13 protein-coding genes and 1 pseudogene are annotated in these 14,378 nt (G+C 33.2%); 8 read left to right on the forward strand and 6 right to left on the reverse strand.

Annotated elements, in window-relative coordinates; genetic code table 11:
* Window positions 1-253: 253 nt before the first annotated feature.
* Genes L950_RS34120 through L950_RS20015 form a run of 3 tightly spaced genes read right to left on the reverse strand, consistent with a single transcriptional unit; the run spans window position 254 to window position 2,282 of the window.
* The gene (locus L950_RS34120) at window positions 254-1,024 is read right to left on the reverse strand and encodes a sensor histidine kinase (protein ID WP_231577477.1); all 771 of its coding nucleotides are present in this window, start codon (window positions 1,022-1,024) and stop codon (window positions 254-256) included.
* Window positions 925-1,602, reverse strand: coding sequence for a hypothetical protein (locus tag L950_RS34125; RefSeq protein WP_231577474.1), 678 nt, complete (start codon window positions 1,600-1,602; stop codon window positions 925-927). Before L950_RS34125 ends, L950_RS34120 begins: the two co-directional genes overlap by 100 nt.
* The gene (locus L950_RS20015) at window positions 1,599-2,282 is read right to left on the reverse strand and encodes a response regulator transcription factor (RefSeq protein ID WP_021189661.1); all 684 of its coding nucleotides are present in this window, start codon (window positions 2,280-2,282) and stop codon (window positions 1,599-1,601) included. The genes L950_RS34125 and L950_RS20015 overlap by 4 nt, the downstream gene beginning before the upstream one ends.
* 673 nt (window positions 2,283-2,955) lie before the next feature.
* Here L950_RS20015 and L950_RS20020 point away from each other — a divergent pair.
* From L950_RS20020 to L950_RS34130, 5 genes are all read left to right on the forward strand, one after another.
* The gene (locus L950_RS20020; RefSeq protein ID WP_021189662.1) at window positions 2,956-3,768 is read left to right on the forward strand and encodes a hypothetical protein; all 813 of its coding nucleotides are present in this window, start codon (window positions 2,956-2,958) and stop codon (window positions 3,766-3,768) included.
* A 9-nt stretch (window positions 3,769-3,777) separates the two neighbouring features.
* A complete protein-coding gene (locus L950_RS20025) occupies window positions 3,778-4,866 on the forward strand; it encodes a ThiF family adenylyltransferase (RefSeq protein WP_021189663.1) in 1,089 nt (362 codons plus the stop codon).
* Window positions 4,867-4,879: 13 nt separating this feature from the next.
* The gene (locus L950_RS20030; protein WP_021189664.1) at window positions 4,880-7,039 is read left to right on the forward strand and encodes a 7TM diverse intracellular signaling domain-containing protein; all 2,160 of its coding nucleotides are present in this window, start codon (window positions 4,880-4,882) and stop codon (window positions 7,037-7,039) included.
* A gap of 74 nt (window positions 7,040-7,113) precedes the next feature.
* Window positions 7,114-7,833, forward strand: coding sequence for a response regulator (locus L950_RS20035; protein WP_231577475.1), 720 nt, complete (start codon window positions 7,114-7,116; stop codon window positions 7,831-7,833).
* A 44-nt stretch (window positions 7,834-7,877) separates the two neighbouring features.
* Window positions 7,878-8,207 carry a sensor histidine kinase gene (locus L950_RS34130; protein ID WP_231577476.1) on the forward strand — a complete coding sequence of 110 codons (330 nt, stop codon included), beginning with the start codon at window positions 7,878-7,880 and terminating at the stop codon, window positions 8,205-8,207.
* A gap of 19 nt (window positions 8,208-8,226) precedes the next feature.
* On the opposite strand, the gene L950_RS20040 is transcribed toward L950_RS34130, so the two are convergent.
* Complete coding sequence (locus tag L950_RS20040; protein WP_021189665.1) at window positions 8,227-8,697, reverse strand: response regulator; 471 nt, start codon at window positions 8,695-8,697, stop codon at window positions 8,227-8,229.
* A gap of 395 nt (window positions 8,698-9,092) precedes the next feature.
* On the opposite strand from L950_RS20040, the gene L950_RS27135 reads away from it, so the two are divergent.
* Genes L950_RS27135 through L950_RS27140 form a run of 3 tightly spaced genes read left to right on the forward strand, consistent with a single transcriptional unit; the run spans window position 9,093 to window position 10,907 of the window.
* Window positions 9,093-10,205, forward strand: coding sequence for a sensor histidine kinase (locus L950_RS27135; protein ID WP_021189666.1), 1,113 nt, complete (start codon window positions 9,093-9,095; stop codon window positions 10,203-10,205).
* Window positions 10,180-10,701 (forward strand): LytR/AlgR family response regulator transcription factor, encoded by a 522-nt coding sequence (locus L950_RS20050; RefSeq protein ID WP_021189667.1) that lies wholly within the window; start codon window positions 10,180-10,182, stop codon window positions 10,699-10,701. The genes L950_RS27135 and L950_RS20050 overlap by 26 nt, the downstream gene beginning before the upstream one ends.
* A gap of 8 nt (window positions 10,702-10,709) precedes the next feature.
* Window positions 10,710-10,907 carry a LytTR family DNA-binding domain-containing protein gene (locus tag L950_RS27140; RefSeq protein WP_197086594.1) on the forward strand — a complete coding sequence of 66 codons (198 nt, stop codon included), beginning with the start codon at window positions 10,710-10,712 and terminating at the stop codon, window positions 10,905-10,907.
* A gap of 99 nt (window positions 10,908-11,006) precedes the next feature.
* Here L950_RS27140 and L950_RS37510 read toward each other — a convergent pair.
* Together L950_RS37510 and L950_RS20065 are read right to left on the reverse strand one after the other, a co-directional pair.
* Window positions 11,007-11,782: pseudogene (locus L950_RS37510) on the reverse strand (DUF4249 domain-containing protein).
* Window positions 11,783-12,002: 220 nt separating this feature from the next.
* Window positions 12,003-14,126, reverse strand: a complete 2,124-nt coding sequence (locus L950_RS20065) for a TonB-dependent receptor (RefSeq protein ID WP_316930714.1) — start codon at window positions 14,124-14,126, stop codon at window positions 12,003-12,005.
* Window positions 14,127-14,378 lie beyond the last annotated feature (252 nt).

The raw sequence follows: 14,378 nt of genomic DNA on the forward strand, positions 1-14,378 counted from the left end.
AAAACTAGATACCTGAATAGTTACGAAAATTATTAGAGTGATTTTCTGGAGTGTTAATAAAGAAGATGAAATTATAAATATTTTGCTTTAAGATCAGATTTGATCTTTGCCAAGCAACAGAACCTTCACCGTAGTGTTAGGCTTTTCTGTCCGGTTTATTGCGGTGTTATTTTATCTAAGATTTAAGTATAGCGAGTCGTTGATATATTTTGAATATAGATTACAAAATTATAGCATCAGCAATGTGGTAAGGTTAAGATGAAGTTGTTCCTTCGTTCTCTTTTGAAATGACCGAGATATTGCCATTATGCAGTGCAACAATTTTTTGTGTTAACGCAAGTCCAATGCCGTGTCCATAGGTATAGTCTTTGTTTTTACCACGATAAAATGGACTAAAAACCTGTGATAGATCTTCGGTTGCAATTCCAATTCCTAAATCAACAAATTTTAGCACTATATTTTGGCTATCAAACAGAACAGAAACAGTACAGCGAGATGGGGTAGAGAATTTACAACCATTTTCGAAGAGATTGCTACAGGCTACTTTTAACAAGTATTCATTGCCATTTATGGAGATTTGATTATCGTTTTCAAAATCGTCGTTAAAGTGTATGTCAATTTTGTACTGGGGGCTGGTTTTTTGAACCTGTTGTCTGGCATCTAACAAAAGTTCGTCTACTCGTATGGGCTTAAATGCAATTTCGGTAGGATCATAACTAGCTTTTGCTAGATCAAGGAGGCTATTGCACAAACGGGCCAATTTGTTTGAGTCATTTAATGCATGATTAATTGCGTTCTTATAATCGTCTATCCCTCGATTTTTACTCATTGATAATTCCAGTTCCGTAATAATAGCAGCAAGTGGTGTGCGTAATTCATGAGAGATGTTCGATACAAAATGTTTCTGTGCGTCAAATGAGTTTTCTAAGCGATCCAACATATCGTTGAAGGTATCGGCAAGCTCAGATAGTTCATCTTTATTGTCATTATTTGATAAACGGAGATCAAGATTGGTAGCAGAAATATTTCGTGCTTTTCACTCATAGCACGAACTGGTTCAAATGCTTTCTTAGAGAAAAAAATACCTGCTATGAGAATAAACAAAATTGAAATAATAAAAACAATAATGCTATTATTTAATAGATTATGGAGTTTACTATAACCATATTGGTCATAAGCGGCCGCAGTAACAATATATCTTTTACCTTGATAAACATACTGAAGACCTATAACTTGCCAGTCCTGCTGATAAAATTTGATTTCACCTTTTTGGTAAATTTCATCAAACATAGGTTTTGTTTCTTTGACAAAATCGATATCCACAGCGTCATGATAGATTAAATCAAATTTGGTATCATAAATAGCAACCTCAACCTCATTCAATATTTTTCTATTATTATGGTAGATATCTTGCAAAATCTTTTTGTCTACATGAGCATTTAGAAAAAGATTGGCTTTGGTGATCGCTTCTTTTTGTAGTAGATTGTAAAATTCTATCTGTCTGTTTTCCTTTGCCGATAGATAGATTACAGTAGCAAACAAACTAAGAATAATTGCTGTAATGACGGTAAATAGAAAAACTAGACGTGTTCTTATTTTCATAGTTCTTTTTTCAAAATGAAACCCATTCCGGATTTTGTATGGATGAGTTTCTTGTCAAAATTACGGTCTATTTTTTTTCTGAGGTAGTTGATGTATACATCGATGAAGTTCGTGCCGGTATCAAAATGGGTTTCCCACACTTTATCTGCAATTTCGACCCGAGACAATACTCTGTTGGGATTTTGCATCAGGTATTCCAGCAGTTTAAACTCTTTAGGTGTTAAATTAATCTCTTGCTGACTACGTTTTACAATTTTGGTATGTAGATTCATTTCGAGATCTTCAAAGTGTAAAACAAAATTGAGATTACCAGTTGTTTTTTGACGACGCTTTAATAATGCTCTAATACGGACTAAAAGTTCGCGCATTTCAAATGGCTTTACTAAATAATCGTCAGCTCCGGCATCGAACCCTTCTATTTTATCATCTGTAGTTCCTAGTGCTGTCAGCATAATGATTGGAAGATCTGGATTTATTTGTCTGATTTGCTTACAAAGGTCTAAACCATCCAGCTTGGGTAAGATGATATCCGTAATGATTAAGTCAAAATGATCTTGGGAAAAAAGCTTTTTACCTGATAATCCATCATAAGCTAATACGGTTTCAAAATCCTGTTCATCCAGTCCTCTCTTTATGAGTTCTGCTACGCGCTGATCATCTTCTATAATTAATATTTTCATGGAGTATACGTTATTTATCAGTTGAAACCATCATCGATATTTAATTCATAAACTGTTTTTTACTATGGCGCGCTAAACACATGATGGTTTAATAAATACAAACTTACCATTTAAGATGTTATTATCGTAAAATACCATAAGCAGGTAACCTTGGTCTCTTATCTATATGGAGATTATAATAGTTCATGTATATTCTAAATCCGTGTTGAATTGAAAAGTTGTTTTGGACTAGATTTTAATAAAATTATTATTCAGAAGAAAGTGTTATGTAACACATAGTTATCTTAAATTAACTTTTAAGGTGTTTTTGATGATCTATATGGAAATTTCATATATGATTTCAGTAACTTTGATTTGTTGCAACAAAGTAATTTCAAAATGTCGAATGAATAAAATTATGACTTCGAAACTCCTTTATCGCAAAATGCATTATTGATATAATCTAATGAAATTTGAATTTGAAAAAGATACAAAAAAACAATTAAATTGAGTTTATTTCAAAAAATAATATTTAAGGGCCTACCAAATTTATATTCTAATTACGCTATACAATTTTAGGTTTTTAATGATTTAGAATTCAATAAAATAGTTCATTTTTAATATTTTTATATATAGTGAACAGCTTTTGATTATATTGATTATTTTTGAATCTTAATCGAATAATTAACTGTCCATGGCACTAATATTTAAAGAGGGACGTCCTGTGGTCAGGTTAAGAGCGTTTCGTGCAATCGATGATCCTAAAACTTGCGAACGTTTTGTAGAGGGACATGCACATGTTTTAACGGCCATAGGTGTGAAAAAAGTTACATCATCCAAAAATGATTGGATGTATAACCCTGCTGCTTTCGTTTTGATTGTAGAATCTCTGGATGGAGAAAATGTATACGGAGGTGCAAGGATACATGTTTCAGGAGGATCCCAACCTCTTCCTATAGAGGAGGCCACAGGAAACATGGACGCTAAAATCTTTGATTTGGTATGGGATTATGCACAAGAAGGTACGGGAGAGGGGTGTGGATTATGGAATTCTAGGGAAATTGCTGGTTATGGTATTGGTAGTATTTTTTTAACTAGAGCTGCGATTGCAATTGCGCCTCAAATAGGTATAAAATCATTATTTGCTTTATGCGCCCCATACACCATTAATTTAACAAAATGTGTGGGCTATCGTTTGGAAAGTGGTGTAGGAAATAACGGAACATTTTATTATCCTAAACTGGATCTTCTCGCAACAACGATGATTTTAGATGACGTTAATAATCTTGAATTAGCTTCTGAAGAAGATAGAAAGGCTATTTTAGAATTACGTAACCGTGGTAATGTGGTTAGAATAGAGGAATTGCGCTCTAAAGAGATTGAGATACATTATATGTTGCAACTGGATAACATGGATAAATGGAATTTGACTGAGGTCATCAAACAAATGACTAAACAGAATACTAATGCTGAATTTTTTGACGAGAATAATCTCAATATACTTTGATAATATAATATGATTGATACGTTGGATGTGCCATACAGCCCATTATATTTTAGATTGGCTAATACTCATGATAGAAAATCTTTAGAAGAGCTTAGGCGAAAAGGTGATATTGTTTTTGAATATAATGAGATTGAAAGACAGCTTAATGAGTTGGGACGTTGTCGCTACCCTGCTGATTGGGAATCAGAATTAAAGCATCAGTCATTTATACAAGATTTCCTACAAGGAAAGAGTTTGGAAGAATATGGTGTTTGGGTATATTATCCATGGCGAAAAACGCTTGTTCACTTATTGGATGAGAAGGAGTTTATTGAGGTAAGAACGAATCGAAATCAGCTTAAAATTACAACAGAGGAAAGAGATATTTTAGCTCAAAAGATAGTTGGTGTTGTTGGACTATCTGTCGGACAGTCAATAGCTTTGACAATGGCGATGGAGCGTACTTGTGGGACATTGAGACTTGCAGATTTTGATGAACTGGATTTAAGTAATTTAAATAGATTACGCACAGCTGTTTTTAATCTTGCTGTACCAAAAGTAATTATTGCAGCACGAGAAATAGCGGAAATAGATCCATTTTTAAAAGTCGAAATTTTTCCAGAGGGATTAAATACTAAAAATTACAATTCTTTTTTAGGAGAAACAGATAAGATCGATTTGTTAGTAGAGGTTTGTGATAGTTTTGAAGTTAAATTGGAAAGCAGATTTAATGCGCGCGCCTTAAAGATTCCGGTGGTAATGGATACTAATGACAGGGGGATGTTAGATATCGAACGATTTGATCAGGAACCCGACCGCCCAATTTTTCATGGCTTAATAGGTGATTTAACTATGGTAGAACTGAATACCTTATCGGAAGGCGAAAGATTACAATATCTAATGAAAATCGTCAATGCGGATCAATTATCCATTAGAATGAAGAAATCCATTCCACAAATCAAGAAAACATTACTTTCTTGGCCTCAACTTGCTTCAGAAGTTGTCTTGGGGGGAGCTATGACAACAAATGTCTGTCGGAGAATATTGTTGGGTGAGCGAGTATCTTCAGGACGATATTATTTGGATATGGACAGTCATATCGGTTCAGATTTCAATTGATTTATAGGATATTATGAATCAAAAAAAACTATTATTGACTTTACTGCTTTTCATTTCATTTTTGTGCACCAATGCATTTGAGGGTATTCGCTTTGTTAAAGATCAATCAAACTCATATATTGGTAAGAGTGTCTCTGTTCTAAAAGATCAAACAAAGCAACTCACCTTTGAAGATGTACGTCGTCAGCCCAATTTATTTAAAGCAAGTAAAGATGAAGTACTTAACTTAGGTATTGAAGATGTTAATAATTGGATTCAATTTGAAATAAGAAATCTTTCTGATAAGGAGAAGCTTGTTGTAAATTTGTCTCATGCTAATATTGATGAGGTCGTTTTTTATACTTTAAAAAATGGTGTTGTAGACAGTACAAGTTTAAAATATGGTGGTGATGTAAAAGATCGTGCTTATCCACATCAGTTCTTCTTATTTGAAATTCCTCTAAAAAAGGGTGAAAAAGTAACGTGTTTTTTTAAATTAAGGAGTAATACTCAATTGATGGCCCCAATCTCGATTCATACAGAGAGGGGGGTGATGGAAACTTTATTAGAGACGGATATTTTCTCGGCAATTTATATAGGGTTGATGCTTGCTATGATCTTGTATAATATCTTTTTATTCTTTTCGACTCGAGAATCACATTACTATGTTTATGTCAATTATATTTTCTGGGTTACAATTGCACAGTGTATAATACTAGGGATTTTTGAACCATTTTTTTCTATTCATAGTGTTTGGCTATCAAGTCGTTTGCTTACTTTTTCGGGAGCAATGTCAGGTATTGCAGCGATTTTCTTTGTAAAATCATTTTTGCAGACGGCAAAGGATGCTCCAAAACTTGATAAGCTCCTTAATATTTTTTTGATTAGTTATTTTATTATTATTGGATTTTTAGCTGCCGGGATTTTAATTCCAGCATATAAAATGGTAAATATAGTAGCTGGCGGTGGTTCTATAATTGTTTTGATTGTAGCATTTAAATTATCTGGACAGAAGTATAAACAAACAAAATACTTCCTTTTTGCCTGGTGTGTGTTTTTAGTGAGTGTTGTTGTATATGTTTTTAAAGATTATAATATCTTAAAGTATAATTTTTTTACAGTACGTTCTGTACAGATTGGTTCAGTAATTGAAGCAATATTACTTTCATTCGCATTGGGAGATAAAATTAATATTTATCGTAAAGAGAAGGAGGAATCGCAGACTAGAGAATTGGCTACTTTATTGGAGAATGAACGTCTTATTCGTGAGCAGAATGTGGTTTTAGAACAAAAAGTGGAAGAAAGAACGAGCGAATTAATGGAGACAAATGAGTCGCTGCAAGCGACTTTGAAACATTTAAAAGAGACGCAATCACAACTGGTAGAGGCCGAGAAAATGGCTTCTTTAGGGCAATTGACTGCTGGTGTAGCACATGAAATCAATAATCCGATTAATTTCGTCACCTCAAGTGTTGCGCCTTTGAAACGGGATATTAATATGATTTGGGAAACTTTAGATGAAGTGGAAAGTGTTGCCCTTGATGATGAACTGACCTTAAGTGAAAAACAATCTCGTATTATAGCTTATAAAGAAGAAATTGATCTGGAATACCTCAGAACTGAAGTAGATTTCTTATTGAAAGGAATGAGTGAGGGAGCCAATCGAACCGCTGAGATCGTTAAAAGTCTTCGAATCTTTTCACGTGTCGATGAGGACACACTTAAATTTGCTGATATTAATGAGGGTTTGGAATCTACGATGGTTATTCTAAACAGTTTAATACAGCAGGGGATTGAAGTTGATAAAAATTACGGTGAATTACCAGCGATAGAATGTTATGCAGGAAAACTTAATCAAGTTTTTTTAAATATATTGACTAATGCGATCTATGCGATCAATAAGAAATTTCAAAATAATCCGGGTGGAATTTTAAAATTAAAAACAGGATTAGCTGAAGATGAGTCATTTATGTATATTAGTATTGCTGATAATGGCATTGGGATTCCATCAGAAATTAGAGAGAAAATTTTTGAACCATTCTTTACCACTAAAGATGTTGGTGAGGGCACAGGTTTAGGTATGTCAATTGCTTATAATACTATAGCCAAGCATAATGGAAAGATTGTGGTTGATTCTATAGTCGGAGAAGGGACCGTTTTTAAATTAATTATTCCGATTCGACAAATTATTTAAATGGAACCTTATCTTTAAAGTAAGGGATATTCTTATTTTTGTAGGTGCGGCATTTACTGCTATATGATTAGATTATGATAAAAGATATAGAAATACTATATATTGATGATGAATTAAATAACTTATTTGGTTTTAAAGCCAATTTTAGATATAGCTATGTTATACATACCGCTTCTTCAACAGTTGAAGCTCAAGAAATATTGATTAAAAATCCTAAAATCAGAATCATATTCTGTGATCAACGCATGCCAAATGAGTTAGGAATTGATTTCTTTGATCGTATAAAAAAGGATTTTCCAAGACCTATCCGTATCTTATTGACTGCTTATGCAGATATGGAAACTGTAATTGATGCTGTTAATAAAGGAAATATATTCCGTTTTGTCCGTAAACCATGGATAGAGGAGGAAATGATTTCCTGTATCGAAGAGGCTGATAAGTTTTATACAGCCAATTCTATGCTCGATATAAAAAATGAGGAACTAGAAAAAGCTTATCATGAGCTTGATAAATTTGCTTATAGTGTAAGTCATGATCTTCGCGATCCACTTACTGGAGTTCTATCAGCTGTTAAACTTGGGTTGAAATTTGATCAGGTCGATCAAATTCATGAGTTATTAGGATTAATGGATGGTTCGTTGACAAGACTGGATTTATATATCGATAGCTTACGTGATTATTATTTATTGAGGCGTGGTGAATTAATGCTATCTACAATTAATTTCAGTGAACTTTTTAATGATATTCAAGCATTCTATAATATGTCTGTTCGGAATAATGATGTAGATTTATAATCAGTGTTGATCAAAAAGAAGAATTTATTTGCGATAAGACTGTCTTGGAATTAATCTTACATAATCTGCTTTCTAATTCTTTTAAATATCAAAGAAAGGATTGTGAAAATAAATTTGTTAAATTATCTGTCGAAGTTTCTGATGGAAATGCAACGCTGAAAGTAAGTGATTGCGGGATAGGAATCTCTTCAGACTATATCAATGATATTTTCAAATTGTTTTTTAGAGCAAGTGACCAAGCTGAGGGTATGGGATTTGGTCTTTATAACGTGAAAAGTGCGCTACTTAAATTACAGGGTACAGTTGATGTTGAATCTGAAGTTGGAGTTGGAACAACTTTTAAAATTGTTGTTCCAAGCAAAAAAACTTATTGAATTTAGGTTTTGGTATAACCTATGAAAGCAATTTTTGACGAAGTAAAAATTCTAATTGTTCATTTGATACTTCCAATTTCGAATATGTTTCTAATAGATTTTTTCGTTCAGAATAGATATCATAGGCCCGATTTATTGTTTCGTCTAATTCTTCCTCACTCCAAGGTTTATTTAGATAATGGAAAATTTTCCCTTTGTTTACAGCATCTATAACTGCGGCCATATCGGTATAACCGGTAAGTAAAATGCGCATAGGTTCTGGATTAATCTTGATGATTTCTTCTAAAAATTGTACACCCGTCATGCCTGGCATCCGTTGATCTGTAACTATAATGTCGACGTGATTCTTTTTTACAATTTCGATAGCTTCAGAACCACTAATGGCAGTAAGTACTTTATACTTGAAACGGAAAGTTGCTTTGAAAGAAACGAGATTGTTTTCCTCGTCGTCAACATATAATACAGTAATTTTGTTTTTTTTATTTTCCATGTTATTTGTTGTAAAAAGTTAGAAAACCTAGTAAAAGTGTCGCGCAACGAATGAATGTTGTTTTTCTTAGTAACAACATTTGCATCAATTGGTTTGTGTTCAAATGTTTTAATATATAAATTAACAACTTACACATTAAAAAGGTAGATTTCTATCGAAACAAACATGACTTACCCTAGAATTCAAATAGGGGGTTTTCATTACGTACAAAGTTAAGAATTATTTGAATCTAATTTCAATACAAAGAAGAATCATATAGAATATAAGATTACAAATAGATAGCAATTAAATGAAGACGTATCTTTTGAAAAAAATAAATGATAAAAGGTCGCAAAATCACTTTCGGAGTAATGTACCTTTGCAATAAATTAAATGCTTACCGGCAAATCTTTTAAATGAGAAATGGACAAATAATTATCGGTTATGAAAATAGCCATTTTATAGATTTCGTAATTGACAGTAAATACCGCTGGATACGGCATGTTTTGTTAATAGCAGCAATCATAGGAATTCATTTTTTACCAAATAATGCGCCTGCAGAAGTTGATGAAAAAATGAAGGTGTGGAATCTACTGGTAAAATGTATTTCAATTATTATTCTCTTGGCTTTATTTTATATTAATCACTATGTTTTGATACCTGTGTTTATGTTGAGAAGTAAGTTTTTAGCTTATGGAGGTACTTTGTTCGCATTTTATACCATCATTTTCTTAAGTATGTTGATCTTAGAGAGTCAGGAATTGCGGTTTATTAAGAAGCCAGATCAATCTTTATTAGATGGAAAAGATTTTGTGATATTAATCATACTTTTTACAATTTTTATTGCGGCTGTAAGTAGTGTTAAGCTGTTTAAAATATGGATTATCAATTTAATACGATTTAAGGAATTTGAAAATAATACCTTACTAAGTCAATTGGAACAATTGAAAAGTCAGATTAATCCCCATTATTTATTTAACACACTTAATAATATCAATTTTCTCATTTATGAAAATCCTAAATTGGCATCAAAAGTATTATTGAAGCTTAGTGATATTCTTAGAAATCAGCTTTATTTATCAAAAGGGGATACGATAGAACTGGGAAAAGAAATTGAGGTACTTCAAAATATTATCTTTTTAGAGGAAATTCGAAGAGATAAATTTAGTGTGAATTTTGACGTGGATGCAGGTATGGAGGCGATTAATATTCCACCATTTCTATTTATTCCATTTATTGAAAATGTTGTGAAGCATGGTGCGCATCAGGCTATGGACGGAGATTTGCATGTCAAAATTAATTTTACTGTAGCCAATGACCAGATTTGTTTTACATGTGTAAATGCGAAAAAAAAGAAAGTATCTGTCAAAGAATACGGAGGTTTAGGATTGAGTAATATTCGAAAGCGGTTAGATATTTTATATCCGAATAGTTATAATTTGGCAATAGATGATAGAGAAGATATTTTTAAAGTATTTTTAAGTATTCCAATAGATGGATCGAATGAATATAGAACAGTTAAGCATTAAGTATATTGTTATTGAGGATGAGCCTTTTGCAAGAAGGGGATTGGTGCAATTACTAAAAAATTATAACTTCTTAGATTGTATGGGTATGTATAGTAATACTGACGATGCCCGCATGATTATGGAAACGCAAGATCTTGATTTGATTTTTTTAGATATTCATTTAGCAGAGGAGAGTGGATTGGAGTTTGCAAAGCAAATTCCACCGTCAATTCAAGTCATATTTACAACAGCCTATCCTAATTATGCTTTAGAAAGCTATGATCTGAATGCCTTAGATTATTTATTAAAACCTATAGCTGAAGATCGGTTAAAAAAAGCTTTGGATAAGGCTATCAGCTATTTTCAAAATAAAGCTTATGATAAACAGGCTTTACAACCAACGGATCATATTTTTGTTAAGTCTGACCGAAAATTATTTCGTCTTGCACTAGACGAGATCCAGTACATCGAGGCAATGAAAGATTATGTTATGATACATAGTAAAGACAAAAATTAATGGTTGCTATGAATATAAAAACAATCTTAAATAAGTTGCCAAGTATGGATTTTGTACGTGTGAATAAATCATTTGTAGTAAATCTTAAAAAGATTGAAAGTGTGGATAATCATTGGGTAACTGTTGCTGGGTTCGAAATGCCTTTGGGTGCTAGTTTTAAAGAGAACCTATTAACGCGTATTGACAAGCAGACAATTAATAGGTGATGGATAAAAGGTTATTAATAGAATGAAATAATGCAAAGGAACCATATGTTTTCAACGATATGGTTCCTTTGTAATGATGGAGTTGACATTAATTAACAACTATACTTTTGCTTGATATAGTTTGGGCGCTGAAGTAGCAAATACACTTGGACTTATATTAGTTGGTGGGTTACTGGGGGCAATGCCACCTCCTGAAGACTGTTGCATGAGGCTATACCAGTAATTATAGATCGATTTATCAATACAAAGCATTTCGACACGAATTTGATCCTCTGGATATATCTCCTCATCATCATTTGGCCTTAATGTGATACTAACCGGATTACCGTTGTTAAAATCGTCATTTAGGGCATATACATCTTTAATCTGTTTATTGTTAACAAATAGAATAAAACGATATTGGTTAGCGTCATCTTTAGGGTCGCGGTAAAATACTTTTATATTGCGGGTATCTTTGTCTCCAAGCTTTGGCTTTTCAGCTATAATAGAATCTAGCAGAACCACTTGAGGCATTTTAGATTTTGCAGTAAATTTACTCTCATTTACTTGAATATCCATGCTATAGTTTCTTCCGGATTGTCCAGTAAATCTTTTGCTACATAAGTTCCCGGTATAGTTTCTTGAAATACATATTCTTTTTCTTCATCATCATAGACGATTACTTTAGCGCCTTTTACTGAAGGGTAATCATTGCCTGCGGAAAAAGATACGTTGCGACTCAGCTTTATTTCTTGCTGTGAACTTGTATTGTTAATACTTGCTTCAATAACAAGCTTTCCTATTTCGTCATTTACTTGAATATCAATTACTTTTTCGCATGACTGTGCTAAGATAAATAGCACTAGCAATAGGATGTAAAATATAGTTTTTTTCATGTTTTGTGATTTTCAGATTAAAATTTAAAATTCCAGGTAATGGAAGGAATCGGTACTCCAAATATGCTGGTTTGAACTGCTTCAGTTGCATTAGGAATTTTTTTACTATCTCTAAACGCTATTCGATATGGATCTTTATTAGCGTACACATTATAAATACCAAAGGTCCAGCTGGACTGAAAATATTTACCAGGTGCTCCCTCGAAAGTCGCTGCTAAATCTAAACGATGAGTGGCTGGCTGGCGATAAGCATTTCTTTGTGAATAAGAGAAGTTGTGTTACCTCCAATATTATATTTGCCAGTAGGATAGGTTACAGCTTTACCTGTTCCATAAACGAAATTGCTCGAAAATGTCCATTTTTCGTTGTATTTGTAAATAGCAACTAGAGATAAATCGTGTGTGCGGTCGTGTGTTGCTGGGTAATATTTTCCGTCATTTATCCCTTCAAATTTACGTTCCGTTTTAGATAGGGTATAGCCAAGCCATCCGTTAAATTTTCCATATCTTTTCTTGAGGAATAACTCAGTACCATAGGCCCTGCCAACACCGTAAAGGAGTTGTGATTCAACATCCTGATTGACTAGTAATTGTGCTGCATCTTTGTAATCGATCTGATTTTGTAAATTTTTATAATATAGCTCAACTGATAATTCGTATGTATTGTCTTTGAAATTTCTAAAATATCCAGTAGAAATCTGATCTGCGATTTCTGGTTTGATATTTTTGCTGCTCATGACATATAAATCTGTAGGACTAGCGCTCGTTGAGTTTGTTAAAAGGTGAATGTTTTGTGTATTTCTATTATATGAGGCCTTGATTGATTGCTGATCGTCTAACATATAGCTTACGCTAAATCGAGGTTCTAAATTTAAATAATTTTGAACAACTTCGCCTGTCTTATACTTTTCTGATATTAACGTATTGCCTAACATATCATATTTGCTGAATGTTCCAGGACCGACGAGTAGCATTGAACTTAGACGTAGACCGTATATCATGCTTAATTTGTCGTTAACCTTCCACTCATCGCTTAGGTACGCTGCCATTTCATAACCATACCGATGTTCAACATGCTTGTCATTAAAACTTGAACTCGCTGTGGTAGTAATATCTCCAGGCGAGATATCGTGTCTTATTGCTTGGATTCCAAATCTTAACGTATGATTGTAACTTGCATAATAATTGAAATCTTGTTTAAAATTTAAGTCGGTAATTTTTGAAGTCGCTTTAAAGCCATCAGCTCGATCGAGTCCTTCAATGACATAGTTGTATTTGCTGTAGATGAATGAAGTGTTTGAAAATAATTTACTATTGAAAACGTGATTAAATCTTACTGTACCTGTTGCATTTCCCCAATTAGTGCCAAAAATGTCCTGAAGACCCAATACATCCTTGCCAAAATAGCCTGAAAGGTAAATTGCGTTATTATCGTTGAATCTGTAGTTTGCTTTTGCGTTAACGTCATAAAAAAATAAAGTACTTTTATTTATTGTGGTATCTGATGAAGCTTTCAGGAACAGGTCCGCATAAGTACGACGGGCAGAAATCATAAACGAACCTTTATCCTTCACGATAGGTCCTTCAACTTTAATGCGGGAGGCAATCATCCCTATACCGCCTTGAACAGTTATTTTTTTATTATTCCCTTCATTCATTTTTATGTCTAAGACAGACGATAATCTTCCGCCATATTCAGCAGGCATACCACCTTTGTAGATACTCACATCTTTGATCGCATCTGAATTGAATGTTGAAAAGAAACCTAATAGATGAGAAGCGTTGTAAACAGTAGCTTCATCTAATAGAATTAAATTTTGATCCGAACCTCCACCCCGTACATAAAAACCAGTATTTCCTTCTCCGGAACTTTTTATTCCCGGCATGAGTGTGATGCTTTTTAACACATCTTGTTCACCTAGAACGACAGGTAGTTGATTAATTTGCTTCATATTGAGCTTTTCAATACCCATTTGCGGAGAAGAAATATTTTTGTTGTTTTTTCTGCTTGTAGATATGACTACCTCTTCAAGCATTGCTTGTGATTGCAATGCGATATTTATAACAAAATTTTTATCAACGGTGATGGTATCTGTGTAGGTCTTATAGCCAATGTAAGAACTTATCAGTACATAACGTCCTTCCGTCGCACCAATTGAGTAAAAACCATATGAATTACTTAAACTGCCGGACTGTGGTAATTCCTGAAGTTTAACCGAAGCACCAATTAGTGTTTCACCGGTTGATATATCTGTTATAGTTCCTGATATGTTGTATCGCTTTTGAGCAATACCTATATGGGTGATTGATACTAAAAATAATAGAAAAGATAGTGGTTTTAACATATTTCAAATTTTCTACGAAAGTAGAGGTTTGGGACAATGAAATATTTACTATTATAGGAACGCTGGTAGATATTATAGGAACATGCGATTTTGAGTGCTTTTTTAGAATATCGTATTGATATGATCGGTGTCTTGATCCCGCTCGGATTAATACATCGGATAATCATCTAGCGCATGTACGCAATGAACCATCCCAACGCTTCTATTCGGATCCAGGAAAAACAAAAAAAGCCTCACATTTGTGAAGCTTTT

Source organism: Sphingobacterium sp. IITKGP-BTPF85 (assembly GCF_001006065.1).
Classification (GTDB): domain Bacteria; phylum Bacteroidota; class Bacteroidia; order Sphingobacteriales; family Sphingobacteriaceae; genus Sphingobacterium; species Sphingobacterium anhuiense.